We start from the raw sequence: 25,029 nt of genomic DNA, 5'->3' as shown, positions 1-25,029 counted from the left end.
TATTGTTCTTAAGCATTACCAGCAAATTTCAAAATGTTTTTTTCTGCTGCCTGAGGCAGAAATAAGTTATGAGTAGTAATGAGGTTAGTTAACTCACGCCCTAAGGTCGTAAGGTGCTCGATATTGTCGAGAAGCATCTTAACGTTTTGATGTCCCACATCAGCTATATAGTCAGAACGGATTAAATTCTCCAATTTCTCAGATGATAATTTTGTATCTAACGCAAGGTCGATAATTTGTCTATTACTCAGCTCTTGTTTAGCAATAATACTCCGTTGCGGCGAAAGAATGCTGTCCGCAACCTTCTCTGCTGCTGAGACTAGATTTGCGTAGAGCTTTAATCCATCCATTTGTGGTTCTGCCGGCTCTGCAATATCATCATGACGATCGCTCAAAAATGATTGTATGATGACCGAGAGCTCATTCTGCTTCATCTTTGTCATGTCACTCTCAACCTGACTTATTCTTTCAAATAGGAGAACCTGCTGTTCATGATCATGCTTACTGATCTCAGTTGCTAACAACAATCCAATCTTTCTACTCTTTACAAAGGAATGAAAACTCTCGTGAAGGTTAACCAACCGACGATGACGTTGAATTGATCTCACTGAGAGCCCAAACAAGCGAGCGATATCCGCAATTGTAAACGCGTCATTCTGTCGCGATTTGCGTCCCGGTGCAATGTTGTACCTTGCACATAAAGCATCAATGTGACTAGCAACCTTTATCGCATCTCTCTTGTAATTCTGGCAGTAATCCAGGTCATGCATGAGAAGAATTTCGATTTCCCGCTCCTTTTCCACTTCATAAACATCGATTTTACTAAGTCCCATCTGCCTGTACACCAGCCAAGTAATAGCCCCGCAAAGAACCTGCTTATCAGCCGAAATACAAACAATGGGTAATGCGGAATTTCCCTTCAGTACCTTAGCATACACCTCGAGTTGCTCGAACGATGGATGCTCATAATACTTGAAATAATTCTCATGAATAGCGATTTCCTCAACATCACATGACATCTTTTTTCCCAACATGGGTAGGCACCTCATGCAAATTTTGTTTACTTACGCCCTAGTTACCAATCATCTCGGAGCGGGAGGGCCAGCCGTTCCGATGTAAAAAAAAAGAGCCACTGATTCTCCGATAGAGAGAACTCATTGACTCAATCACTAACCCGCTCGACTGCTGCGGTAATGTAAACTTCCGAACGCTCCTTAGGCTTATTGGAGCCGGAAATCAATATTTGTAAAAGCTGAAAAAACCTTTATTAGGTTTCTTTTCAGCTTGAATGTTTTTATGAACAAAAATAACCCGCTAAACCAGAGTTATTCCATGTTACATGCTAAAGGAATAATTCTACCCAGCGGGTTAGTATAATTTTTAATTCATTTGCCCGATCGGCAACGTGGTGGTGAAGAAATTCAAGAATAATCTCATATAGAGAATTTTGCATTTGCAAAATGAACTTTAAAAAGTTGACCAACTAATAGCTAGTTAAGAACGCACCTTATCGCCTGACAGATGCAATTGAAAATGAATGTTTATATTATTTGTAACAGAAAATATTCTCAATTTCAATAATTATTTTTTTGATATTTTCTGATATTCCTAAATAACGAATTTGACTGACACTTCAATTAAGTAAAGTTAATTGTGTTAACTTAACTTAATTGATCCAACAATATCGATCATTTCCATCTACATCGCTTGAACTGGCCACATCAAATATGTCGCAATGTTTTTTATGCTGTTTCTCTGTGGAGTGCATTCAAGCCATACCGTTCCTTACCAATAAGTCCTTACCATATCGTTGATAAAGCTCTAGGAATTGATTGTCGATATGCATGTGGTTTAAGCTCCCCATATAATCCACCCCGGGCTCTGAATGACGATAATCCTGATTAATAAAGTATAGGTTGAAATACAAATGATCGTCATCATCCATTTTGCTGATATTGCTAAGCAGATCTACAACATCACTCAGATTCAGGTATTTAAAGGTGGTTATCTCCTCTACAATATAGAACGGATACTCTATTAGGCATACCGATCCAATGCTCTGATACCCCTTCTGATTAGCTGGTATCAAATTAAAGTATTCCTTTGCCTGATCTTCATCTTGAAGAATACCTGAGATCCACGCTCTTTTACCGTTACGAGCTTCAATAATAAACATCCTCATACCTCCCGCTCGATTGTCTTGAGCGATTATGATGCTCAATCATCAGCACCTACATAATTTTTCCAAATTACGTATCAACGTAAGAAATCATCAGTTAGATCCAATGTTCTTTTGCAGACGTCACATTGAACTGTAACTACTAAACCCAACCCTGTAGGAATAAATGTGTACGCAAATTTAGCACCAGAAACATCGCGTGCTTCACACGAATCCCACTGATTAATTTTATTTTTCATTTCTTCGTTAATCTCAAATATCATTCTTGAACCCCTTCCTTTAAACACGCCCAAAATGATAATTACGAAGTGACCTCTATCCTATACCCCATTATACTTGCTTCCCACAGCAAAATCCTATCGTTCCATCTCAATAACATTATCCTCTTTTACCAAAGTTGTAACCCAGCCATCATGCCGTTTGCTTGTATACACGTTATAATACCGGTATGGATAATATTGAGGTAATAGATTGTCCCGCACATGCTGCTGAATTTCGTGTAGAGTTAGATCTGAAGGCGCATCTGCTACTGGTATTGAAATATAGTGCATTCCACGTTCATGCCTCTCAGACACGTATTCAAACCTTGGTGCCGCTCCTTGGGCCTTTCGCCGCCACTTACCCACACTTTCCTGCAGATGTATTACTTGCCCTTCTAGTTCAGCAATCCGGTGCTGCAGTTGTTCAATATCTCCCATCATTCTGCATCCTCCTCTGCTGTCTCAGCCAAATAAATCCGGGTAACTTCATCTCTATGATGTCCGATAAGCTTCGAAACCATCATCCGTGCCGCGCCAGCAGACAAGCCTGTGACTCTATATTCCTGATAGCGGGAAAATGCGTAGTAATGTCTCAGTCCATGCGCAGTCAGTTTTACTCCAGGCATTCTGGCCTCTAAATCCACAACCTTGTCTCGGTTATTACGAATAAAATCCTGGACTGACTGAATAACCTCATGCGTCTTACGGCTCTCCGGTACAAAGAGTTTAGCATCACCGGAAACAATAGAAGCTGCAGCCTTCAAAAGATCACCCATATCCGCGCGGAGAGGAACATCTCGCTCTAATCCGTTCTTCCCCTTAACGTGTAAAAATCCTGTACGCACAGCCATCAAAGCATCAGGTCGAGAAAGCCTCGTAGTCTCATGAATTCTTAAACCCAGTCCTGCACCAAGTCGAATAATCTTAGCAATATCTGTGCGTCCTTGACGCATGGCTAAATCTGTCATTTCAGCAATTTCATTGTCCGTCCATCTACGGTTAACCTTTCCATACGAGCGCGGATCCAGAGTAATGCCGTACCGCTTGCATAAACTTACATTGTCCGGAATTCGATTACGCACTTCACTCCCATATTGATCGTGAAAATAGCGGATCGCTGCGAGATCCAAATCAATCGCCGATGCAGATAGCCCCTCCGACTGACGCTCCTCAATGTATGCTGCAATATGACGCCCGTGGATATTGGATAAATTTTGAAGCCCAAAATTGTCCGCCAGGAAGCGGGTAAACTGATCCATATGATTATAGTATTGGCGCTGTGTTTTAATACTGAGGCCACCTTTTGTATGCTTGGCTAATCTATTAAGCTGCCTCATAAGATTAATGTATACCCCCTTATTCGTTATATCCTCTTCTCGATACGCAAATGCAGCCAGCTCGTTATCGTCTTTGATCCATCCTCTACTTGCCATGACCAATCACCCTCTTTTTAAAAATTTGGACACACTTCGCCCATTGGCATATACAGTGGCTTTTACAAGACTCGATCCAAAAAACCTTATAAATCAAGCAAAGTCAAAACCGTCTATATGGAGTTGTGTCGTTAAGCAATGGGTTTGCACTTGCACGAGATCCTCGTGTGGCAGACAAGAGCCGGTGCGGGTTGTCGCCCGCTTCAGCTTTTCGCTGATGGCCATAGTTACTAGCCGGGCGACATCTTATTTGATTAGATCTTTGCCGACCATCCCTTAGCAAAGATCGACATATCCGACATTCCCCGGCTATATCTTGCGCTTTGTGCTCCATTGCCTAATGCCCCTATCGGCCGGGCTAGCCAAGTCGCCCATAATGAGCTGGTAATGCGGTAGCGGTTTTTGGGGATCCCGCTGAAACCCGAATATGTTAACGCCCCGTTACTTTGTCCTGTGTATTAGCCAACGGACGATACTCGGCTATTACAAGCATCCCTACCTCAGAAGACAGCAAAAAGACGAATCAAGAAAATAGATTCGTCCCACTTCTCTTATGAAGTTGGTCATGACAATCCGATCAGCAATAAGTTTTCATTGACTGATAGACTGTAACCCTCGGCATAGCACCGACAACATTTATAAATACCTCTGGAGAACAATAAAAGCCCTTGAAGCACTTGTCACAGGATATATCTATCCCGATCAAAAGTTACTTTAAGGGCTTACATCTCAGATAAATTGCTCAATTTGAGCATCGAATAAAACTTATGATCACACCTCAAATGAGGGGATTAACAAAAATTATGCGGATTTCTCCAGATATTGTTCCAGCAATTTGTGAATTGAATCCTCTTGCGCCGCTTGGCCAGAGGCGATACATGATTGAAGGTATGATTTCAATCTACATTATTCGCTTGCAATGTGCAAGCAGTTTATTTGCGGACATTTTCATCCTGTAAAATTGCAATATCCTTTGACCAAACGGGAATATAAGTTAATTGAGTTAAGTCAATTAACTTAACTTAACTTAACTTAAGAATAACCTTGAATTGCTCGTAAATCTCAGATCTTTCCATCTCGCTGGCACTCTCCTGATACTTGGAATAGAGCTTCATAATTCGTAAGAGCTCGATAAGTGTTTTCTTCTCTTCACGAGATAACGAAACTTGAACCGAATCGCACTTTTCCTTAAGCCGATAAAGCTTTTCTTCCGCATCTAGCCGTTGCTCTAACGACCCCCGATAATATTGGACAAGAAGCTTCGCTTGAAGCCTTTTTAGCTCCAGATACGTCTGTCCGGTCATCCGATCGCCTCCAAGGATTTATTATATTCGGGACTGTTGACAACGTTATTTTTCAAGCTTTACACTTGTTTTATTCAAGCTCGTAATGAGCAGTTCAAGGAACACACATCAATATCCGCAATGGATACCTCAGTCCTGAATCGACGATTCAGGACTCTTCATTCCACAGGAACAGGGCTGTTACAGTGACTCGAAACAAATATTACTTAACAGAATCCGCTGCAAATAGGAAATTACACTTATTGCAGCTGTAGAGCAGTCGCCGTGGATGGCGGGTTGAATATTTAAAAAGAATTGGCTCTCTAAAGGGTATAGAGGAGTCGTCAAAATGGGCCGACAATTACCACTAGTCTAATTGAGTTATGTCACTGTCACCATCCTTAGTCATAAACGGTTTTAAAGATTCCTCAGAGAATAGCCACCCCAAAATTATTAATGACTTTACTCCCATTGTAACTGCTCGCAATCTCCCATCACTATCGCTCGAAATTGCCACGTCAAATATATTGTAACGACCTTCACGGCGTTCTCCATGAATAGAGTATTTGACTCCAATCGATACACGTGAAAGTCGTTTAAGCGACTCTTCCAAAACAGATTCAGTCATTGAAGCGTCAGCATACAGTAATTCCTCACTGACCGTACTGACGATATTATTTTCTAGCATGACTTTCTCACCGCTACTCCAGATTGTCATAAAAACGGATTTGTCTAACAACGTCAATTCCGGACACTCAATCGTCGCTACAACCTCATTACTGATTCCAATGGATATATTGTCCTTCTCAAACTCGGAATTAAATATGTCCATGAAATTAAGCTTGTTGACTTCAGGACGCTGTATATCAATATTTCTCATTTCCTTAGTAGAACTGATATACTCCGCAGCATAAACCAGTTCATTGCTCTGTACCTGATAGATTTGATAATCAATTCGCTGAGGCTGTAGTTTATTCTTCCCGTAATTAAAAGCCTCCATATAACTTAAAAAGAATAGTTCCGACTCTTTGACAACCAACTTATGAACTCCTGATGGTCTCTCGTCTACACCATGAGTAAGCAGATCAATAAATGTATTGTCAAATACTGTTGTCATCACGTTCAGGTGATCAAAAGTCACTTCATATGCGACTCGTCTCCCTTTCTCCGAAAGAGTTTTGATTACACAGAAGTTATATTCTGCGTCAGCAATTTGCGTGTATACATTTAATCCTAAGCTCAATAATTTTCTAATTCTATGGTATAGCTCTGTCTCAAGTATTCCAACTCTCTTCATCAATAAACTAGACTCAATACGGCAAGTCAATTCTTTTCCTTCTATCCGTTTGCTGCTTTCATTTAACAGGATGTATACAATCTGCTTGTCCAATTGATCAAAAATGCCGCATGTTAGTTTGACTTTCATATGCTCGTTTACTTGGAACAATCGTTCATTATCAAAAGCTTCATCAAAAATACTAAAAAAGTCCAATCTGCCATGATTGCTTGACTCCATAAGTCACTACCTCTCCAGATTTTATTTTACGAATTCTACCGCTTCTTCTGTATGTAGCTTTAATGCATAAAGACCATCATTTATATAATTAATCCATAGGCATGTCCCGGCTGCTTCATGATATAACGGCTTCCTCACTTCCTCTGGAATTGTTATATTAGTCTGACGAGTATACTCCTCAACGTGCTTCTTCTCGAATAGGACATGATGATGAATAGGCAACCGACATAACAAGTTCGGATTGTCTATCGATAAAACAACGGTAAAGTCGTAGTTGCGCCAGTCGGCCCGCCATAATAAATGCTGTAACGCTACCTCGAACCACTGCTCGTATTTTTCGTTAATAAGAAGCTCATTAGGAATCTCGATGTGAAAGATAAAATGGTGACTCGACTCTAACACCGAGAATAGGGCTGGAATCTGATACATTTCCCAAATCGTCTCAAAAAGCAGAAGCGCTTTCTCTTGTAAGGTCAAATTCTCAGGAACTTCACGAAAATAGCCCGACGCAGTCCGTATCCATGGTTTTACTCCAAAGTTGCCAGTATAGTATTCCAAAAACTCACGGTAGGGGCTTGCTTGAATTTGATCAGCATATCCTTTAAGTATACTTTCCGATTTCCCATCGTATTTAGACCCATGTGGAAAGAGATTAACTCTGCTAACTCCCTTTATTTCAGCAAGCATATCCATATATGTATCTACAAAAAAACGGCGCGCCATTAACGTTACCTCTCCAAACTCCTGCAAATCTCCTTCTAATTGAAGCTCTTCGTCCGCAACGAGTTCTAGATCTCTTAAAGCACCGCCTAACCAGTACTCCATGCCTGAACGCTGGCTATCAAACGAAATTCGATATACCGAATATGGATCATAACGGAAGTGTTCGTAACAAAATTGATCAATGGTTCGAGATTTTTCTTTATCTGCCCCACCAATAAACAAAGCTCTGTTACTGGACATACTACGATCTTTAGATTTTAATGCCCAATCCCACCCAAACGATTGCTCAGTGCTGCCGATAAACCGTTTGGCAATTAATGCACTACCAATATGTTGAAAAAACTTCTCTGGCGGATATGTCTGGCCCATCAAGGGAGCTTGAATCAACTCATAACCTTCCTCAGCTGCAATTGGATCACTTGATGTCGCAGCTACCTCCAATGCAGCCTGATTTACTTCATTTTGTCGAGCAATTCTGATCCACTCGACCGTTTCACGAATTAAGAAATATGCTGACAGGATCGCGCCCTTGATTAAGGCTAGGGCTAAGCCAAACACAAGCAGCATAAAGAACACAACTGGACCTGAATCTGCACTTCTACTTCTATTAAAAAAATAGTCCCAGAATGAGAAAAGCAACCATCCTGCAATAGCGCTACTAAACATCGTAACAGGCTTGAACAAGCTATACCTGAGCGACAGAATAATAATCACCCAGAACAGACCCACGGAGTACTCTTTGTTTACAGCCACCGAAATAAGCCAAACAACAATTACTGCCCAGCCAAACAAAACGGAAAGTTGCAGTTTGCGGAGTGAACTCGTTGTAACTAATGATTTCAATGTACACCCTCCTTGTAGACTATAGTCACAATTACTATACGAAAATCTATTCATAAAGTAAATAAAAGGAACTGAGACAAAATCCCAGTTCCTAGCTATTAGTATCCAATTCTTTTCTCAATTTCTTTAATAATATCAGATGGCCTTAGTTCTAACGCCTTGCTCAATGCAAACAAAGTCGTCAAAGTAGGCTGACGCTTTCCCGTTTCCAGCAGACTAATATATGTTCGGTCAAGCTCTGCTTGGAATGCCAAGGATTCCTGTGTCATTCCAGCTTTTAATCGCTCTTGCTTGAGGAGATCTCCAAATAGATATTCCAGTTTCAAGGACTTACACCACCTTGAAACTAGTATTCTTCAGACTTGGATATTGCTCCACCGACTATAGTCACGTGTGAATAAATGTAAATTATAATACAAAACTCGTATACTCAGATGAAGAAGCAAAAGAGAGTAACGAGTGATCCAAGGCGATAAAGAACGAGTCAGTAGTCTTGTGGCGAGATAATGAAAGATTGATCAGTCATAATGCACCAGGACTACTAGATTCATATCATCTTCAGTTGCACGAGTTGCGAAAAAAAGGATTGGTATATGTAGCATTCTACAAAATAATCGACATATCGAATGAAACGCATCGTCTATGAAGCGAACTGCCTTGAGAAGGGGTTCCCTTCTGTCGTTATTCAAACTAACAGTGACGCTGTACTTTCTTGAATTAATTTGCAATTCTGAATGTAGAAGTGCTCAAATATGAACATTGATCCTCAATGGAAGCTAAAGATTGAACAAATTGGCTGATGCCTTTGTAAATCAGTTGCCTCTTAAGATCCATCCCATAGACCGGAATGTCTTTCCAAAAAAGATGCATTTCACTACCAACGAAACGATGATAGTGTTTATATTGGGCATAAGGAGACTTACGGATGGTGTCTTTTTCTCCCCGTAACTTGATGACTTCATTAAATAAAACTACTTCATCGAATTCATAGTGTCCAGTCTATGGGTACCGGTATATAGTGGGTCTTTTCCTTTATTAGCGAATGAAAGAAGGCTTTCTCTTTGAAACTTTGCCACTTACGACTTCTACGTATTTAACGTCTGCCCCATCATCTGAAGGTCCTACAAAGATAGGTTTTTTCAACTGTTCTTTAGATAATTTAGTAGCTTTGGTGAAGCAGTCAAGTGGAGCATTCAATTGTCCCTTGTTAGTCCCCAATTTAATGTTCTTTCCCCTAGCACGTTTATTCATTCTATAGCCCTCCTGTCAGATCGAACTGATGACATAAGATGTCATTATTTTCTGTCGCCAACCACCCAATAAGTTTAGGTTTAGCCATATTATTTCTTTAATAATACCTTTTATATTTCCAAACTTCTACAGATTTGATATTTAGCATTATTACTCTACAGTGAAAAAGCCAATTCAAAAATAATTGCAGTGGCATTGCCATGGAATTATCTTTAAATTTCGAAGGACTATAATAATAGCGTGTTGCTATTCAAGTGTAATGCCCCCAATGTCAAGACTCGATTTTCCGAGGAATAAGTTAATCCTTCTGATCTCTTAATCTAGTATTTTAGGATGCAATTTAAATAGATAAATGGGAATAAAACTGGCTGGACTTAGTCAACGACTTATGAGGCCGCTCGTTTTTGTAAAATTGGAAATACTGAGCTATCCCTTTACGCAACGCGCGAGGGTCTTCAAATTCGTTCAGGAGATGCATTCATACTTGAGAGAGAGGAAATATCGCTTTATTCGTCTATTATCCGTTGCTCGTCCTTTACCGTCCATCGAGACCTTTATACCGGCTTCCTCCAGCAGTTCAAGATACTCGCGGTTCGTAAAATGCGAACCCTGTTCACTGTTCATGATCTCAGGTTTGCAACGACTAAAGGCTCGCTTGAGGCAACTCAGCACAAGACCTTTTTCAAGCATGTTGGACAGTTCGTAATCGATGACTTTGCGCCTGTACCGGTCAATGATATTGAACAAATACATAAGTCCTTTGCACATCCGGAGTGAAGTAAGAGACGGGGCGTAGTCGAACTATTTCCCCGTTTCTCCTTCCCGAACCGGACATGCACCTCTCAGCGCATCCTGCTCTCCATTTAAGTGTTGCTTATAGCAAAGGCGACTTCATCATAATAGGATTCAATAGTTCGACGCTTGTCTGAACGTAGGATATATGGATTTTCTGTTGGGTTTCGCCATGTGAACCAACCTTTGCGGCTAGTGATCAACCTTCTCAGTGCCAGTTCACCATAGAACCCCCGACTGTTCTGACCCTGCAATACCCAGATTTTAGCCATTCCTTTTTCCGGTGAGCGGACATAATCTCGCATCAAAACTCGGAAGCTGCGTTTGTATTTTCTTGCCAGCCAGTAGCCGAGTTTCCAGAACACCGTGCGATCCACTTTGCCGTAGATCGTCGCTGTATGATCTGTGTATTGATAAAAGTTTGCCCATCCTGTAAGTTGCCGGTTCAGGCTTTCAACCAAATCCACGGCGTTCATGCCGTAATCGCCAGACAGTTGCTTGACTAATTTCTCAGTAAAGCGGCGGTATTTATCCCATGGAATGGTCGTTACAGGACGCAACCGTCCCCGGGCCCCTCGTTTACGAATGATGCGATGTCCGAGGAAGACAAATCCGTCATTGACGTGTGTGATATGCGTTTTCTGCATGTTGAGCGTGAGTTTCAACTTATCTTCGAGAAACTCCCGACATGCTTCACGCATATCTTCCGCATGTGCCTTGGTTCCTTTGACAATTACCACAAAATCATCCGCATAGCGGCAATACGAAATTGCTGGTTTCCACTGCCGATCTTCACGTATCGCGATAGGGCGCTCTTTCTGAATGCCGAAGTTCCACGCCCAGCGATCTTTTCGTACCTTTTTGCTCAGAAATTTCGCTTCCATCCATTGATCAAATTCGTGTAACATGATATTGGATAGTAGCGGCGAGATGACTCCACCCTGCGGAACTCCCTCGCTTGAGGCGCGAAATAGACCACGGTCTATACATCCTGCCTTGATTATCTTCCATAGCAAGGAAAGGAATCTCTGGTCAGAGATACGTTTACGGACAGCTTTCATTGTAGCCGATGATGTACGGTATCGAAATAGCTCGCCAAGTCACCTTCAATGACCCAGCGCCCAGCGGTTGCGTTCATTTGTTTATTTCCATCTTGCAACTGCATCTTGACGGAACGAATTGCGTGATGAACACTCCGCGCCGGTCTAAAGCCATAAGATACCGGATGGAAATCACTTTCCCATATCGGCTCCATTACCATCAGCATTGCCCTTTGAACGATACGATCTCGAAGACATGGGATACCTAGCGGTCTGAGTTTGCCATTGGCTTTGGGAATATATACTCGTCGGGCAGGTTGTGGAAAGTAGCTACCGCTCAGCAGTTCATGGCGTAACAGTTCCAGTTCTGGCTCGAGCGTTTCTTCCATCTTACGCCTGTCTATGCCATCTACACCTGGTGTTCGAGCTCCGCTAGAAGCGAGAGTGATGCGAACCGCTTCACTTAGCCAAGATCTGTCAGCAACTAGTCTGATTAGTCGGTCGAACTTACGTTCATTGCTTTCTGTTGACCATGTCGCCAGTTTGCTTTGCATTTCACTGATTATCAAAGGTCTTCACCTCACTAAAGTTAGTTAATGAGCCAAGCAAACCACTTAAACTGCCTCCCTTCGCCATGTGACCGGCTTTCCCGGCCTCGGACTACTACGAAGGCTCCATCATTCTGCATAGCATCGGGGAGCACACTCCCTTGGCATCTATGCAAACTTTCCCCAGTTCACATGTTGGACTCCACACATGGGTTAGGCTGCCTATCGCAGTCTTTATCCTTGCATTCTGCAAGTCGTCGCGGACATCACGATCTAGCTGTGCACTCTTCGTGAATCCCAGCCGGCCAACATACATGTTTGACCGACTTTCGTGAATTCCGCCAATACGGCTAGCGGAAGTTCAGTCCGCGACCTGCCTGTTAAGCGATGTAGGCAGGGGTGACATTTCAACCCTCAGATGCGGTTTAATAGGTTCGTGTTCCTCAACCTTCCCATGCTCAGCCTAGAGACTCATCTTGGCGTAATCGCTTCGCCGCAAGCCCCGTTTCCTGCGGACTTCGTCACCTTGCCAGTGTCGGCAAGTCACCGCCGCTTCGGCTCACTTCTTCTCACAGCAGAAGAAGGGCATGTCTGTTAAAAAAAAAAAAATTCAACATGCATTCCAAACATGCTCAAGTAACTTGTCCCATTACAGGAACTTGTTAGCTGGGCGTACTATAGGTGATGTCGATTTCCCTAAACCTGATTTGGGCGGTCAATCGATAATCCGCGAAGCAGGTAGGGGCATGTATAATAGCGTGCAGGCGCTTGCTCAGGTTCGGCTTCGAATAGATTGCTTCTAGACCATGAGCCGCACCAGTCGACGCATACGCTTACGGTTGATCTCATGCCCTTGCTCTTGAAGGAACCAGGTCATCCGCCGATAGCCAAAATAGGGATTCTTCACGAATTATCATTTTATTCTATATAAGCACTCATGCCCATATTAATTAACTTTTAACCAAAATTCTTTTTAATTACTGTGCTAAAGGGCTTAAAAATTGGTGACCTCTGACCGTTCGAGCTTACCAGAAGTCGGAATTCCCATTATAAATAGAGATTATAGAGAAGCGGGTTCGTGTGATGGCGTGTAATCATAAGCGAAGACCTCTGGAAGTTACGGATTCAACACTATCATAACTCAACATCAAGAACCCTTCTTTCCAATCAACAAACCAATCTGTTTTTCACTTGATGAATTAACTTAATTTTGTAAACTAACGTACAAATAATATAATAGTTAGGATGGTGACCAATGAGTTTGATCCCAATGTTGCTCGAAGAAAGAAAACGTCTTGCCGAAAGCATCGCAATTGGTACATTTAGAAACAATGAAAACAGAGAAAAAAACACCATGATAACAGCAAATCGTTTTCGCGGATCAAACTCAGACGAGGTTAATCAAGAAGTGTTTAGCTTCTTCAGCACAAATCCTAATTACCATATTAGTACCCATGAAGAGAACGGACACGCTCATATTCGCCTGTATGCCAAACAAGAGCAAGTTCTATACGAGTTGTTGCGAGAAGGTACATATTTGAATGTAGTTAAAGAAGCTGATGGCAACAAAGATTCGGGTATTCATTACTTATTCGGGTATGCCAACGCCATTTATTCCGAAAGCTCTACTACCGAAGTAGAGTCCAAATCATCCCCGTCACCTCAATTCGGACAACTCACATTGTTCGATGATGAATCCAGCCAAACGGCCTCAGAAAACAACAAATACGTAATAGAGTTTCCGATGTTGTGGGTATCATCATGGAAATTAAGGATGTAGTTCTCATCACCTACGACATCAACAATAAGGGCGAAGTTATATTGCTCAATGCAAGGATTTTAAAACCTAACTTATAAGGAAAACTGGAACGAGCTCTTAGTCGATTATTCCGGCGCACCAAACACTGATTTCTCCTCTACTTTCTCAATCGAAGAAGCAACCAGAGAACAAAGTAAAGAGCTTGATCTGCTCATGGGTATTAAGCCAAATATTAAAAAGAAGAAAACAAATAAAGTCAGGAGACACGTTCATGGCTCGCGGGAACAGCTTTAATAAAGCTCGATTTAAGTCAGCAAGAATCTACGCGGGATATACCATATCAGAGCTAGCCGAACAATCGAACATATCCAAACAAGCGATATCTCAATTTGTGAACGGCAAAACCAAACCTACTCTTGAAACCATGATGAACTTTCTCCCACTGCTGAAATTCCCAATGGAGTTTTTCTACGAGAAAGATCTAGTCAAGGATATAGAGATTGGCAATACCTTCTTCCGTTCATTGGTTAGTGCCACGGAAAAGGCAAGACTCTCTCAAATCGAGAAAACCAAATATCTCTCGGCCATTTGTGATTACCTTGAAAACTTCATCAACTTTCCGGCCCTTAACCTCCCTTCTGTCCATGACCTTCTAGGGAGTGACGCGCAAATACTTGATGATCTTAGATCAATTACATCTGAAGACATCGAAAGGATCACAATATCTCTCCGCAATTACTGGGGTGTCGGAACCGAACCGATAGGCAATATGGTTCATTTACTGGAGAAAAACGGTTTGATCGTAACATCGCTTGGAACCACCTCCGAGAAGATCGATGCTTTTAGCCAGTGCCAAATGATCGGAAATCGTAAACGATATATAGTTGTTCTAGGCAACGATACACATTCAGCGGTTAGAAGACAATTCACTGCTGCTCATGAGTTGGCTCACATTATCCTGCACAATTGGAGCACCGATACCGAGGAATATCATGAGTAGCATCGATTAGTCGAAAAGCAAGCAGATAGTTTCGCTGGCGCTCTTCTATTGCCTAGAGAAGCCTTCATTAAAGACCTCCTCTACCCCATCAACCTCAATTTTTACGTTGAGTTGAAGAAGAAGTGGAACGTTGCAATTTCAGCGATGATTGTAAGAGCCTTTCAACTTGAGGTTATTACCTATAATCAGTATCAGCACCTAATGAGACAAATGAACGCAAAGGGCATGAAAATACAAGAGCCGTTGGACGAGAAGATTCCGGTTCCTCAGCCTATGGTTTTGCCCAAAGCTATTGATCTTCTTCTCACAAATAAAATTGCCACTCCAAAGGAAATAACGTAAGCAGGTGGGTTGAATCTCTCTCAAGAGATGGTCGAGGAATTACTGGGTTTAAAAAGTGGTACGCTTAATGCGAGTGGTCAGAATGAGGAAGAAGTCTTGCTTTATCTAGCTGATCGTAAGAAAGATAAAGGAGCCAATCATTAACGGTTGGCTCTTTTTTTGAAATTCACCAAAGCTTGAATTGCCCTGCCGTCGAACATGAATCGACAGGAAAGGCTCGTTAAGCTTGTCTATTCTAACGTAGGAAGTAATTGATTTAAAGGGAAATTTCGTGATAATTTTTTCGCGGCGAGGTTAAAGCAAAAAGCCACCAGCATGCTTTGATATGCTCCCCAATGTCACAAGACACGGAAAAGTGATTTCTAAGTTAATTCTCCTTTCGTGTATGGGTTTTAGGCAGCACAAAGCTGAGTTCTACCATAGTACACATCATCGGGGCAGAGATCTTCAATGGATGAATGAGGTCTGTACGTGTTGTATTCGTGCATATAGTCCTTAATGGCCTTCCACAGCTGCTGCAGCGTATCGAACTCATGCGTGTAAATCAAGTCGTATTTCAGCGTTCTAAAGAAACGTTCGGTTCGCACATTATCGAGCGCTTGTCCTTTGCCATCCCCATCGAGACCTTCACTCCAGCATGATCGAGCAATTCCAAGTAATCGGGATTGGTGAAATGACTGCCTTGATCACTGTTGATGATCTCGGGCTTAGCGCTTGTCAGTGCCCGTTTCAGGCCTTCATGACAAGGGACTTCTCTAGGGTGCTAAACAGCTCATAATCGATGTGCGTCGGCTGTACCAATCAATGATAATAAACAGATACACAAAGCCCTTCTCCATGCGGAGATACGTAATATCAATTCCCCAGGCCTGATTTGGACGGCAAATATTCAGTTTCCTGAGCAGATAGGGACGGCGATACTGGCATGGTAACGCTTGCTCAAATTCGGCTTTGGATAGATGGTGTAAACGCTCATCTCACGCATTAGCCTGCGGATCTTCTTGCGATTGACGCATAGCTTGTCATCGCGGCGAATGACCTTGGTAATCGTCCTATATCCCCATGTAGGATGGTCGGTGTTCAGTTCATCAATTCTGCGCATGAGAAACAGATCCTCATCAGAGATCGTTTTCTCTTTAGGAGGCTGACGGTATACGCTACTTCGATTGATACTCAAGAGATCGGCTTGCCGACTAATCATGATGTGGGCTCCTGAAAATCAACGTGGCTTTTTCTTCCAGCTGGGTCCGAGGATTTCTGTAGATTTTTTTTCAACCAGTCTACCTTATAGGTAAGCTGGCCGACCTTATGCTCCAAATCAGCGATATGTTTTTGTTTTTTTTAGCTCTTTTTCCGACTCGAAAGGTCCTTTCTTAAACACAACCGAACCTCGTTCTAGAAACTCCTTTTTCCAACGGGACAGAACCACTCGACTAATCTCATATTTAGCAGCAATCTGATTAACTGTGGATTCTTCCGAGAGGATCTCCAGCACAACTTTCGTCTTAAATTTGGCCGTGTAATTCGTTCTCTTTTTCATAATCATAGTATAACTTAGATTTTAAATTCTGTGTCTCACCCCTTGAGGGCATCATAGATAAACCATATTTAAGTTTTCCGAAACTTCATTGTCCCATAATTTAATCTGCCTCTTCCTGTATAATACTCTCTTCAAATTCCAATTTATTGTTTGTAAGCAATAGACGAATAAAACCACGATGAATTTGCATTGTGTTTACAGAGTTATAATTAGGCTCATTTTGATACTCATGGCTTAATATATTATCTTCTGCATTCGTAGTAATAATAGAAGAAGAAATACTTTTCGAAAGTGAAGTGCCATTCTTAAACACAATGCAAATCCTAGTCCAAGATTGTTTAATTTCAAAAGGGGCAGGCTTTTCGGTTTTAGAACTTAGAAAATGTCCGTTCCAGTTACCATTCGAATCAAGGGTTTGAATTAAATCTATTTCATCGAATCTCTTCCAATGGAAATTATCAAATAATTATTAAAGAAACACTGTGAGCTAAAACAAACTCCTATTTTTATGAAAGACACCATTTACGATTACGACTCATCTCAAGTCCTAGAATTTTCAGCCCTTCATTAGATTCATCTATTGATAGATTAGTTAATATATGTGAAATAAGTTGAGACTCTTTGTTAACTATATAATCAATTTCGTTAATTATAGTATCTACTTTGCCAGAATTCTTTGTGAATTGAAATTTAAGAAACATGTTTAAATGCTTTAACGATAGGCGCTCTATTTCTTGGTATTCTCTTAGTATAAGAGATGCATTATTCAATAGATTATTTTTCTGCAAATAGATTATTCGCATGAGCATAATTTTCTTGTGTTCCCAAATAGCATAGAATGTTCTATTTTCAAAAAGAGCTTTAGAATTAAGTATTAAGTATAGATATTCTTTAACGTTATTATATACGTCTATTCCTTTTGCCCAACCGATAAAGCGATCATTCCAATAAGATGATCGAATTTCAGGATACACGCCTGTTAGATAACTGTTTAAATTATCAACGAGTGTAAGTGGGTCAAAACGACTCACTACATTCTTTCTCTTTCTAAATAGACATAGTTTAGAATTAAGTCGGTCCTCCTTCGGATTAGTGTGTATATATGCATTAATAAATTGTGAAAAAGCACAAGTGCTAAACTGATATTTACCATTTAAATTATCAGCTATATGAAGTTGCTCGCTTTCATTGTCATAACCATAAACCATAATATCATGATTATAATGATACTTTTGATACCCTCTTGACCCGGGTATATAGTATTGATCAATAATCATAAACACATAGAAATCTTCATCTATAGTTTTAATAATTGAATCAATTATGTTATTTCCGATATTATTAAATACCGTTTTACTTATTAAATTAGTTTCAATAAACGGACAGAATTCTGTTGTGCGAGGAAACCATTCAGGTTCGTCGATATTAATGTAAAAACCAGCGTTCTCTTTAACAGGAGTTGCAACTAATTGTGAAAAACGGCTAAAAAGCCATGGATAATAATAGTCTTCATCTTCTGTGGCTAGAATTGAAAATATACTTCCATAATGTGAATAACCGTTTAGCAAAGGGGTTGAGACAGGTAACTTTTTTTGTTTTAACATGATATTCCTCCATTTATTTGCATCTCCTCTTCTAATGCTACTTAGGAAATGGCTTATGAATTTTTAATTCTCTATTTCATTCAGAGAATATTGCAAAAAAACCTTTCTCAATTTCTTCAAATGGGCACATATTTTTTTAAGCGCTTTCTCTTTCAAATTAACATAAATTTTACATAAATAACAATAGGTCATACATAAAAGGTATAAAACACCTCATCATTTTTGGGACTTTTATAAATTTAGTTAAACTGGAGTTGTCAACAAAAGTGCAGTTTGAAAACACACTCATACAGAAATCCCGTTACTAAGCTACTTGTGACAGCTTTTTTTCGCGATAAATAGCTGGCGGCCACCCCCCCGGATTAGAGGTGTAGATTCGCCGTCTGTTGTAGTAAACCATGATGTATATGAAGATGACCGATTTAATATAGGCCATTGGATAGCGCTCTGTGTTGATCTTGTACAGCTTTTCTTTCTTTAGCGTAGCAAAAAAACTTTCCATTCTTGCGTTATCATAGCAACGTCCTGTGCCACTCATGCTCTGAATGGCCTCTCGTTTAGCTAGACTCTTCCGGAAAGCATGGCTCGTGAATTGGGCACCTCTATCGCTGTGATAAATCATTCCGCGAGCATTTCTTGCTCTACAGGCGTTCTCAAAGGCTTGGATGCAGAGTTCCCTTTCGCATGTTATCGTCTATGGCGAGGCCTACGATCTCTCCGTTAAAACAATCCAATACCGCAGACAGATATAGCTTGCCGTCTGAACAAGGGACTTCAGTGATATCCGACAGCGACTTTTGGTTGGGTGCCGAGGATCTGAAGTCTCTCTGGATTAGGTTCTCGCTCTTTTGAGCTGCGTCATCTTCACGTGTAATGCCGTTCGGATGACGCTTAGCTTTCTTCAGCAGGCCATGCTTCTTCATGATTCGGTATACCGTGCTGCAACTGGTCTGAATCTCGAGCTGTGACAGCGCCAGCAGAATACGCTGGACACCGTAATTGCTGTTGTCTTCATGTTCACCGATGATTGCTTTAATGTTGACCAGAAGGCGTTGCTGCTTCTCTTGCTTAGGTGTGGGTTTCAAGCTACGGTAATAGCCCGATTCACTGACAGCAAGTACTTCGCACATTTCCTTGACGGTCCATCGATCCCGTCGTCCACCGATGTATGCATACAGCTGGCATGCCTTTACCGCTTCCAGTCTTTTGCGAAAAAACCGAGTGCGTCCTTGAGAATTTCATTCGCGCGGCGCAACTCGCCTATTTCTCTTTCTAATTCGATTTCACGCGCAGTCTTATCGGCAGATGCATAAGCACGTCCGCTCCCGATATGCGCTCCGTCACCGTGCAGGGTTCTTCGCTTTCTCCACTCCTGCAAGGTGTAGTAGGATACGCCTAACTGCTCAGCTGCTTTTTTGGATCCAATCTCATCGCTCAATCTTACGGCTTCTTCTTTGAAAGCTTTATCGTACCGATTCATTGTCTCTCATCCCCTCATCATCTTTCATTTATTTCATAGGAGGGTGTTTTTCGACTGCATTATTATCGTAGCACTCCAAACTTCTCCAAATCACTAATTAATAGCTCAGTAAATTTTTCATCTTGTTGTTTTAAACTTATTATTTTTGAAATCAAATCATCCAAACAGCTATAATCTTCAGTAATTGATATTTTTAGTGCAAAATTCCTTAAGACAGTTGCATTTTTATAAAGGTCATTTGCTTGTAATAATAATTGACTATTTAAATACTTTCTAATTTTTAAAAAATAATTCATTCGTTGACTCATTACTTTTTTATGTTCATATAGTAGGTGAAAATGACGGATATCAATCCCCTTCTTAAGGGTATATTTTTTGACAAAATCAGCAATTCCATCATAAACTTTAATTCCGAATATACTATATAGATCCTTTCCGGTGTTAAATTTGTCTATACCGTTTGAGTTAGCATAATCTTTTAAATTACTTAAGAAACTGTCTACATTAAATTTGATGTCATGAGATTCGGTGGTCTCATAAAAAGTTACCGTGTGTTGATTTGGCAGGTAAATATCATCACCATCATTCAACGATTGTTCTAATTGACTGAATTTCACTTTGATTTCATTACTATAAATACCATTAACGAAACTTGAACAAATAAAGCTTTTTTCATTCAGATCATATCCATGAATTAATAAATCATGTGCGGTATGATATTTCCCAAACCGATATTGGCCAGGTATATAAAACTTATCGACAAACGTATAGATATATTTATTATGGTCTATTAATTCAATTAAATAGTTGATTACGTCTGCCTTTCTGATTAGATCATCCCTACTCCTCACTTCATAATTTAATCCAGGAAATCTAGGATTCACACGATCAACTAAAAAATCAAACCAAGCAAAATCCTCATGCTGTTTATCATAATAACAAGTTGTTTGCACATAATTTTCAAAAAACCATGATGCATGACTTGCCTGATTGTTAAAAACAATAGATAGAGGGTAAGCGTGGTATAGATAAAGCACAATGGGGGGGACAGTTGTAGGAAGTACTTTATTCATTTCAAAAACATCTCCTTATAAAATGTTCCATTCCATATTCTAAAAGCCTAACGCCCTACCGTCCAACTAAGTCACTTGGTGTGGATCTCAACTGGAAAAACATTAGTTACAACTAATGAGGTGACTTCCGGCTGCGCCCACACAGCAATAGAATAAGTGTTCATAAAATGAATTTCTCCTCCCGGCAAAACTCCTTTATAAAGTGTATTAGCGATCATTTTAGCAGGTTGTATCTTGAGGCCGGAGTTATTAAACCCTTCGGTTACTCCATTCAAAACAGCTGTAGATAGCTCAGGAACACACTAGGTTAAACGCTGAATGCCTTCGAAAATAAGTGGAATATCCGAAACTTCTTACAATGAAAAGCCCACACCTACAAAGAAGCTAATTCAGCGCGTGTAACTTCCCGATCCGGCTCAAACTGAATATCCAAGATTCCATTCATAATAAACAGCAAACAGCGCTATGATTTCGTCACGAGCAAAGGAGTTATCAATAACCTAGAAGCTAACTTTTGTCGGATATTATTGTTTTGAACGGGATGCGTCCCCTTTTCTGATGTGGTTAACCCGCTAGAACCGATCCTAAAGAAGTAACTATGAGATAAAACCAGCATTAATTTTGCATGGTTTGGGTAACAATATGATCATTTTTGGGTAACATGTAATAAATAGAAACTTCATAGAAAGATCTACTTTCAATATTTGCACCTCTGTATAAAAGTTTTTGCCTGTTCTACATCTAGACTAGTTTAATTTTTGGTTCATTCCATAAATGGAAGTCACTGCGCTCACAAAGTGTATACGCACCGCAATTATCAAAAACAATATGATCACCTACTTGTACTTCTTGACTAAGCCGTGACATACCAATAATCTTATGCTGACAAGTCATACTAATAATTCTGCACAATATTCTTTTGTTTTTCTCCTTTTCCTCAAATAAGTGCATTTTCTTTGCAAAATGCATCCCATGTGGCTCTCCACCGTCAATATAGAGATCATAATAATCATCATACTTCTTTATTAATATTATCTTCGAAACATACTTCCCTGCTGAATTTACAATACTTCTTCCAGGTTCGGCCAATACTCTAATACCATATTCGTTTATTAAGAAGTCCAGTTTATCATTAAGTTTCTCGAAAAAATCATCATATTTTCGAGTAGGGTAACCTCCTCCAATATTTACAGTGAACTCCCCCACTTTGCTTTCACGTATTATTTTCAAAAGAACTTCAACTCTCTCAATAACATAAAACGTATCACTAATATTGTTGTTTGTCGTTATATGAAATGAAATACCATCTATTCTGTCTATAAGCTCATTATTCTTAATGTTATACATTATCTCGTTTAAACGCATGCCATATGGAATACACCTTTCTATTAAATCAGCGATATAAATTCGTAATATCTTACTCGATGCAGGTGCACATCTCTCCAATTTTTCAAGTTCATCCATACTATCAAAAACAAAATAATCACAGCCTTTACTCGCTAAATCAATGATCATTTCTTCTGGTTTTATAGGAAGTCCGAATATAATATTCTCAACTTGGTTTCCTAAATCTAAAAGAAGATCAAATTCTCCCTTACTTGCTGCTTCGAAGCGACACCCTTCCTGTCTCAATATCTCAAGTATTTCAACATTTGCATTTGCTTTTAGCGCATAATAAGACTCTGCTTTATCTAACCTTTTCTTAAAATAATTATAATTATTTATAATTTCATTCCTTGAAAAATGATAACTTGGCGTTTCCATTTTAAAACCTCCTCGTATAATAGTTTCAGAAGCTCATTTCAAACCTTTTTCCAGTTGATCCGGATAGCTAAGAGACTTAAGTGAATTACCAGTTACTTAGACAGGATAAGTGGACGTAGCCGAACCCAAACCGCAGCCCAAAGGGCGAGGAACGGAAGTCGGGAAAGCGTAGCTTCCCGCCGTTCCACGCCCTCCTGATCGTTGAATCCGGACCAACCGATCTGAGTTTTCCTGTCGAAAAAAGCCTTGACTACCTCTTGACCTGTTCCACCCCGTTTTACCCCTCTCTGGATGGGGAAGCTTGACTTATCGTATAGAAGAATCTTTTGTTGGAATTGCAGATTTGCTGTTCTATCTCATCGTCATGCGCTCTTTGACAACTTCATAGCTTGCTGTTCTTCATGCGGGAAGTTGCATGGCTCTAAGAACACACGAAGCCTTTACACTCGGACTGGTCTGTGGAACAATGGGGTCGACGAGTTTTTCTCGGGATATAGCTATTCCACCTTGCGAACCTGACTTATGCTTCGAGGCATCGTTTGCCTCTCTATTCAGGTACTTCTTCAAAAGGCCTACTTCCCGTAACCCACCGCTTATGTTCTAACCACTGGTTGCACCATCGCTTGCTTCCGGGGCAAATATTCGCGTCTGAAGTCGCATTATCTCTAGCCAAACGCCTAGAAATTCACTACACTCCCAAACATGGGAGTTAGCTAAATATAGCAGAAATTGAGCTGAACGCTATGACGATCCAATGTTTGAATCGGCGTATCGAGTCGCTGGAACGTTTGCAAGGCGAAATCACCAATTGGGAAGTGGAGCGTAATCAGGCTCAGAATCGGTGGAGTGGCATTTCACGGCCCAGCAGACAGAGAAAAATTAAAGCGCCTTTTATCCTGAAAAAGGTACTAGTCTGAAACCCAAACCAGTCCAGTGAATTCGAGTCCGAAGAAACATCTCGGATGCGCACCGGCAGAAAATATCTTCCGTATTACTTGGTTCAAGCTGCGGATTCCATGCGTCGGCATGAAGGAGAGTACCGAGCGTTTTACCAGAAGAAGTACGGCGAAGTCCCGATTCATAAGTACAAAAGAGTCCTCGTCCTATCTGCACGAAGATTGGTACGGTTGGGAAAACAGGTCTGTCAAGATTTTTGTGTAAACTCATGACAAGGAAGTCCCCCGAAGGGATTTGGCGGCTTAACGCAAGTGGTTGCCCACCCGTTCCGGAAAGAAGACGGAAAGCTGGAGCAGCATTTACCCCCAGTTCTGCACCCGGCCTGTCCATTTGCGGGTGACATCCATCGTTGCCAAATAAAGCATTTTGAGCAGGGCTTCGTCCGTAGGGAAAATGCTCTTTCCTTTCGTCACTTTACGAAGCTGCCGGTGGTAGCTTTCAATCCTATTTGTGGTGTAGATGAGTTTGCGAATCTCAGGTGGGTACTTGAAGAAGGTCGAAAGCTCCTCCCAGTTATTTCGCCAGGAACGAACAATGAGCGGGTACTTGGCGCCCCAGGGCCTCTTCGAAGCGATCCAGCTCAAGAAGTGCTCCTTGCTCTGTTGCTGCTTTGTATATGGGCTTCAGACGGCGATAACCTTCTTGATATCCTTGTACGACACGTAACGGGTGGAGTTTCGGATTTGGTGAATGATACACTTCTGGATCTCGGTCTTTGGATAACAGGCGACAATCGCCTCGGAGAAGCCATTCAGGTTGTCTACGCAGATGATGAGGATATCTTGAACGCCGCGGTTTCTCAGGTCATTCAGCACGCTGAGCCAGAACTTGGAGGTTTCATTCTCCCCAATCCACATGCCCAGAACATCCTTGTTCCCGTCCAGATCGATGCCAATGACCATGTAAGCCGCCTTGTTCACAATGGCTCCGTCCTGTTTTACTTTAAAGTGGATGGCATCCATGTAGACAACCGCGTATACGCCTTGCAAAGGCCGGTTCTGCCATTCTTTAATGAGTGGCACGATCTTATTCGTGACATTCGAAATGAGCGTGGGTGACACCTCCATCCTATACACGTTCAGCAGGTGATCCTGAATCTCACGGGTACTGACGCCTTTGGCATAGAGGGCAATGATCTGGTCTTCGATGCCCGTCACGTTCTTCTGGTGCTTCTGCACCACAAGGGGTTCGAACTCGCTCATCCGGTCTCTTGGAACGGCAATCTCCTGCTCACCATATTCACTGACGACCGTCTTTTTGCTTTTGCCATTATGGCTGTTTGGCGTCATCTTGGCCTTGGCCTCATGTTTCTCGTAGCCCAGGTGTGTGTCCATCTCAGCTTCCAGCATTTCCTGGAGCGTTTCTGCAAACAGCTCTTTCAAGGCGTTCTCCGGATCTTGTGCCGTAACCAGCTTATTCTCCTTAATGAAAGCCCTAAGTTGTTCCTTTGACCAAAATCCCCTGTGTTCTCCCCAACCTTTCTATTAATTCCATTTTACTGGGTTTAGGAGTTTATACAAACTATTTTACAGACTCTTGAAAACCAAAACCTTGTACACACCACCCGAGAGGAGGAATCCATAGCCCCTTCCAGATTTCAATTCTTCTTACAATTCGCCCACACGAAAACATAGTCTGAAAA

The 25,029-nt window shown here is 41.1% G+C and carries 27 protein-coding genes and 2 pseudogenes; 4 read left to right on the top strand and 25 right to left on the bottom strand.

Annotated elements, in window-relative coordinates:
• Window positions 1-8: 8 nt before the first annotated feature.
• From AC3ZPD_RS20365 to AC3ZPD_RS20305, 13 genes are all read right to left on the bottom strand, one after another.
• Window positions 9-1,034 (bottom strand): hypothetical protein, encoded by a 1,026-nt coding sequence (locus AC3ZPD_RS20365; RefSeq protein WP_490986106.1) that lies wholly within the window; start codon window positions 1,032-1,034, stop codon window positions 9-11.
• A 734-nt stretch (window positions 1,035-1,768) separates the two neighbouring features.
• A complete protein-coding gene (locus AC3ZPD_RS20360; protein WP_490986105.1) occupies window positions 1,769-2,176 on the bottom strand; it encodes a hypothetical protein in 408 nt (135 codons plus the stop codon).
• Window positions 2,177-2,535: 359 nt separating this feature from the next.
• Window positions 2,536-2,880, bottom strand: a complete 345-nt coding sequence (locus AC3ZPD_RS20355) for a hypothetical protein (protein WP_490986104.1) — start codon at window positions 2,878-2,880, stop codon at window positions 2,536-2,538.
• Window positions 2,877-3,872 carry a tyrosine-type recombinase/integrase gene (locus AC3ZPD_RS20350; RefSeq protein WP_490986103.1) on the bottom strand — a complete coding sequence of 332 codons (996 nt, stop codon included), beginning with the start codon at window positions 3,870-3,872 and terminating at the stop codon, window positions 2,877-2,879. Before AC3ZPD_RS20350 ends, AC3ZPD_RS20355 begins: the two co-directional genes overlap by 4 nt.
• A 1,022-nt stretch (window positions 3,873-4,894) precedes the next feature.
• The gene (locus AC3ZPD_RS20345) at window positions 4,895-5,176 is read right to left on the bottom strand and encodes a hypothetical protein (protein WP_490986102.1); all 282 of its coding nucleotides are present in this window, start codon (window positions 5,174-5,176) and stop codon (window positions 4,895-4,897) included.
• Window positions 5,177-5,522: 346 nt separating this feature from the next.
• The gene (locus AC3ZPD_RS20340; RefSeq protein WP_490986101.1) at window positions 5,523-6,671 is read right to left on the bottom strand and encodes a hypothetical protein; all 1,149 of its coding nucleotides are present in this window, start codon (window positions 6,669-6,671) and stop codon (window positions 5,523-5,525) included.
• A gap of 21 nt (window positions 6,672-6,692) precedes the next feature.
• The gene (locus AC3ZPD_RS20335) at window positions 6,693-8,237 is read right to left on the bottom strand and encodes a hypothetical protein (protein WP_490986100.1); all 1,545 of its coding nucleotides are present in this window, start codon (window positions 8,235-8,237) and stop codon (window positions 6,693-6,695) included.
• A gap of 98 nt (window positions 8,238-8,335) precedes the next feature.
• On the bottom strand, window positions 8,336-8,563 hold the full coding sequence (locus tag AC3ZPD_RS20330) for a helix-turn-helix domain-containing protein (RefSeq protein WP_490986099.1): 228 nt from the start codon (window positions 8,561-8,563) through the stop codon (window positions 8,336-8,338).
• Window positions 8,564-9,272: 709 nt separating this feature from the next.
• A complete protein-coding gene (locus tag AC3ZPD_RS20325; protein WP_490986098.1) occupies window positions 9,273-9,488 on the bottom strand; it encodes a hypothetical protein in 216 nt (71 codons plus the stop codon).
• 465 nt (window positions 9,489-9,953) lie between these two features.
• A complete protein-coding gene (locus tag AC3ZPD_RS20320; protein ID WP_490986097.1) occupies window positions 9,954-10,241 on the bottom strand; it encodes a DDE-type integrase/transposase/recombinase in 288 nt (95 codons plus the stop codon).
• 110 nt (window positions 10,242-10,351) lie between these two features.
• Window positions 10,352-11,296 (bottom strand): reverse transcriptase domain-containing protein, encoded by a 945-nt coding sequence (locus AC3ZPD_RS20315; protein WP_490986096.1) that lies wholly within the window; start codon window positions 11,294-11,296, stop codon window positions 10,352-10,354.
• Between the two features lie 41 nt (window positions 11,297-11,337).
• Window positions 11,338-11,889 (bottom strand): reverse transcriptase domain-containing protein, encoded by a 552-nt coding sequence (locus AC3ZPD_RS20310; protein WP_490986095.1) that lies wholly within the window; start codon window positions 11,887-11,889, stop codon window positions 11,338-11,340.
• A 778-nt stretch (window positions 11,890-12,667) separates the two neighbouring features.
• Complete coding sequence (locus AC3ZPD_RS20305) at window positions 12,668-12,775, bottom strand: IS3 family transposase (RefSeq protein ID WP_490986094.1); 108 nt, start codon at window positions 12,773-12,775, stop codon at window positions 12,668-12,670.
• A 348-nt stretch (window positions 12,776-13,123) separates the two neighbouring features.
• On the opposite strand from AC3ZPD_RS20305, the gene AC3ZPD_RS20300 reads away from it, so the two are divergent.
• From AC3ZPD_RS20300 to AC3ZPD_RS20290, 3 genes are all read left to right on the top strand, one after another.
• Window positions 13,124-13,648, top strand: coding sequence for a hypothetical protein (locus AC3ZPD_RS20300; RefSeq protein WP_490986093.1), 525 nt, complete (start codon window positions 13,124-13,126; stop codon window positions 13,646-13,648).
• A gap of 250 nt (window positions 13,649-13,898) precedes the next feature.
• Window positions 13,899-14,627: a helix-turn-helix domain-containing protein gene (locus AC3ZPD_RS20295; protein ID WP_490986092.1), complete on the top strand. Its 729-nt coding sequence runs from the start codon at window positions 13,899-13,901 to the stop codon at window positions 14,625-14,627.
• Between the two features lie 48 nt (window positions 14,628-14,675).
• Window positions 14,676-14,969: a hypothetical protein gene (locus AC3ZPD_RS20290; protein ID WP_490986091.1), complete on the top strand. Its 294-nt coding sequence runs from the start codon at window positions 14,676-14,678 to the stop codon at window positions 14,967-14,969.
• Window positions 14,970-15,361: 392 nt separating this feature from the next.
• Here AC3ZPD_RS20290 and AC3ZPD_RS20285 read toward each other — a convergent pair whose 3' ends face one another.
• The 11 genes from AC3ZPD_RS20285 to AC3ZPD_RS20235 form a co-directional block, all read right to left on the bottom strand.
• Window positions 15,362-15,619 carry an integrase core domain-containing protein gene (locus AC3ZPD_RS20285; protein WP_490986127.1) on the bottom strand — a complete coding sequence of 86 codons (258 nt, stop codon included), beginning with the start codon at window positions 15,617-15,619 and terminating at the stop codon, window positions 15,362-15,364.
• Between the two features lie 105 nt (window positions 15,620-15,724).
• Window positions 15,725-15,856, bottom strand: a complete 132-nt coding sequence (locus tag AC3ZPD_RS20280) for a DDE-type integrase/transposase/recombinase (protein WP_490986126.1) — start codon at window positions 15,854-15,856, stop codon at window positions 15,725-15,727.
• A gap of 2 nt (window positions 15,857-15,858) precedes the next feature.
• On the bottom strand, window positions 15,859-16,170 hold the full coding sequence (locus AC3ZPD_RS20275) for an IS3 family transposase (protein WP_490986090.1): 312 nt from the start codon (window positions 16,168-16,170) through the stop codon (window positions 15,859-15,861).
• Window positions 16,171-16,287: 117 nt separating this feature from the next.
• On the bottom strand, window positions 16,288-16,509 hold the full coding sequence (locus AC3ZPD_RS20270; protein WP_490986089.1) for a transposase: 222 nt from the start codon (window positions 16,507-16,509) through the stop codon (window positions 16,288-16,290).
• Window positions 16,510-16,609: 100 nt separating this feature from the next.
• Entirely contained in the window at window positions 16,610-16,930 is a 321-nt protein-coding gene (locus AC3ZPD_RS20265) for a Cap15 family cyclic dinucleotide receptor domain-containing protein (RefSeq protein ID WP_490986125.1), read from the bottom strand.
• An 85-nt stretch (window positions 16,931-17,015) separates the two neighbouring features.
• Window positions 17,016-18,113, bottom strand: coding sequence for a cysteine peptidase family C39 domain-containing protein (locus AC3ZPD_RS20260; protein WP_490986088.1), 1,098 nt, complete (start codon window positions 18,111-18,113; stop codon window positions 17,016-17,018).
• A 304-nt stretch (window positions 18,114-18,417) separates the two neighbouring features.
• Window positions 18,418-18,615, bottom strand: a complete 198-nt coding sequence (locus AC3ZPD_RS20255; RefSeq protein WP_490986124.1) for an IS3 family transposase — start codon at window positions 18,613-18,615, stop codon at window positions 18,418-18,420.
• 151 nt (window positions 18,616-18,766) lie between these two features.
• Complete coding sequence (locus AC3ZPD_RS20250) at window positions 18,767-19,243, bottom strand: IS3 family transposase (protein WP_490986087.1); 477 nt, start codon at window positions 19,241-19,243, stop codon at window positions 18,767-18,769.
• A gap of 59 nt (window positions 19,244-19,302) precedes the next feature.
• On the bottom strand, window positions 19,303-19,593 hold the full coding sequence (locus AC3ZPD_RS20245; protein ID WP_490986086.1) for a transposase: 291 nt from the start codon (window positions 19,591-19,593) through the stop codon (window positions 19,303-19,305).
• Window positions 19,594-19,655: 62 nt separating this feature from the next.
• Window positions 19,656-20,666, bottom strand: a complete 1,011-nt coding sequence (locus AC3ZPD_RS20240; protein WP_490986085.1) for a hypothetical protein — start codon at window positions 20,664-20,666, stop codon at window positions 19,656-19,658.
• Window positions 20,667-21,407: 741 nt separating this feature from the next.
• Complete coding sequence (locus AC3ZPD_RS20235) at window positions 21,408-22,430, bottom strand: type III PLP-dependent enzyme domain-containing protein (protein ID WP_490986084.1); 1,023 nt, start codon at window positions 22,428-22,430, stop codon at window positions 21,408-21,410.
• A gap of 923 nt (window positions 22,431-23,353) precedes the next feature.
• Between AC3ZPD_RS20235 and AC3ZPD_RS20230 the strand changes: the two are divergent.
• Window positions 23,354-23,599: pseudogene (locus AC3ZPD_RS20230) on the top strand (hypothetical protein); the annotation flags it as partial.
• Window positions 23,600-23,686: 87 nt separating this feature from the next.
• Here AC3ZPD_RS20230 and AC3ZPD_RS20225 read toward each other — a convergent pair.
• A pseudogene (locus AC3ZPD_RS20225) lies at window positions 23,687-24,820 on the bottom strand (IS256 family transposase); the annotation flags it as partial.
• Between the last annotated feature and the right edge of the window lie 209 nt (window positions 24,821-25,029).

The sequence above is a fragment of the Paenibacillus mobilis genome (assembly GCF_058267595.1).
This window is presented reverse-complemented; position numbering and strand designations above follow the sequence as displayed.

Coding starts and splice junctions, on each gene's coding strand:
- AC3ZPD_RS20365 (WP_490986106.1), bottom strand. CDS start 1,034: ATGTTGGGAAAAAAGATGTCATGTGATGTTGAGGAAATCGCTATTCAT.
- AC3ZPD_RS20360 (WP_490986105.1), bottom strand. CDS start 2,176: ATGTTTATTATTGAAGCTCGTAACGGTAAAAGAGCGTGGATCTCAGGT.
- AC3ZPD_RS20355 (WP_490986104.1), bottom strand. CDS start 2,880: ATGATGGGAGATATTGAACAACTGCAGCACCGGATTGCTGAACTAGAA.
- AC3ZPD_RS20350 (WP_490986103.1), bottom strand. CDS start 3,872: ATGGCAAGTAGAGGATGGATCAAAGACGATAACGAGCTGGCTGCATTT.
- AC3ZPD_RS20345 (WP_490986102.1), bottom strand. CDS start 5,176: ATGACCGGACAGACGTATCTGGAGCTAAAAAGGCTTCAAGCGAAGCTT.
- AC3ZPD_RS20340 (WP_490986101.1), bottom strand. CDS start 6,671: ATGGAGTCAAGCAATCATGGCAGATTGGACTTTTTTAGTATTTTTGAT.
- AC3ZPD_RS20325 (WP_490986098.1), bottom strand. CDS start 9,488: ATGAATAAACGTGCTAGGGGAAAGAACATTAAATTGGGGACTAACAAG.
- AC3ZPD_RS20320 (WP_490986097.1), bottom strand. CDS start 10,241: ATGTATTTGTTCAATATCATTGACCGGTACAGGCGCAAAGTCATCGAT.
- AC3ZPD_RS20300 (WP_490986093.1), top strand. CDS start 13,124: ATGAGTTTGATCCCAATGTTGCTCGAAGAAAGAAAACGTCTTGCCGAA.
- AC3ZPD_RS20295 (WP_490986092.1), top strand. CDS start 13,899: ATGGCTCGCGGGAACAGCTTTAATAAAGCTCGATTTAAGTCAGCAAGA.
- AC3ZPD_RS20275 (WP_490986090.1), bottom strand. CDS start 16,170: ATGATTAGTCGGCAAGCCGATCTCTTGAGTATCAATCGAAGTAGCGTA.
- AC3ZPD_RS20270 (WP_490986089.1), bottom strand. CDS start 16,509: ATGAAAAAGAGAACGAATTACACGGCCAAATTTAAGACGAAAGTTGTG.
- AC3ZPD_RS20260 (WP_490986088.1), bottom strand. CDS start 18,113: ATGTTAAAACAAAAAAAGTTACCTGTCTCAACCCCTTTGCTAAACGGT.
- AC3ZPD_RS20255 (WP_490986124.1), bottom strand. CDS start 18,615: ATGGAAAGTTTTTTTGCTACGCTAAAGAAAGAAAAGCTGTACAAGATC.
- AC3ZPD_RS20250 (WP_490986087.1), bottom strand. CDS start 19,243: ATGTGCGAAGTACTTGCTGTCAGTGAATCGGGCTATTACCGTAGCTTG.
- AC3ZPD_RS20245 (WP_490986086.1), bottom strand. CDS start 19,593: ATGAATCGGTACGATAAAGCTTTCAAAGAAGAAGCCGTAAGATTGAGC.
- AC3ZPD_RS20240 (WP_490986085.1), bottom strand. CDS start 20,666: ATGAATAAAGTACTTCCTACAACTGTCCCCCCCATTGTGCTTTATCTA.
- AC3ZPD_RS20235 (WP_490986084.1), bottom strand. CDS start 22,430: ATGGAAACGCCAAGTTATCATTTTTCAAGGAATGAAATTATAAATAAT.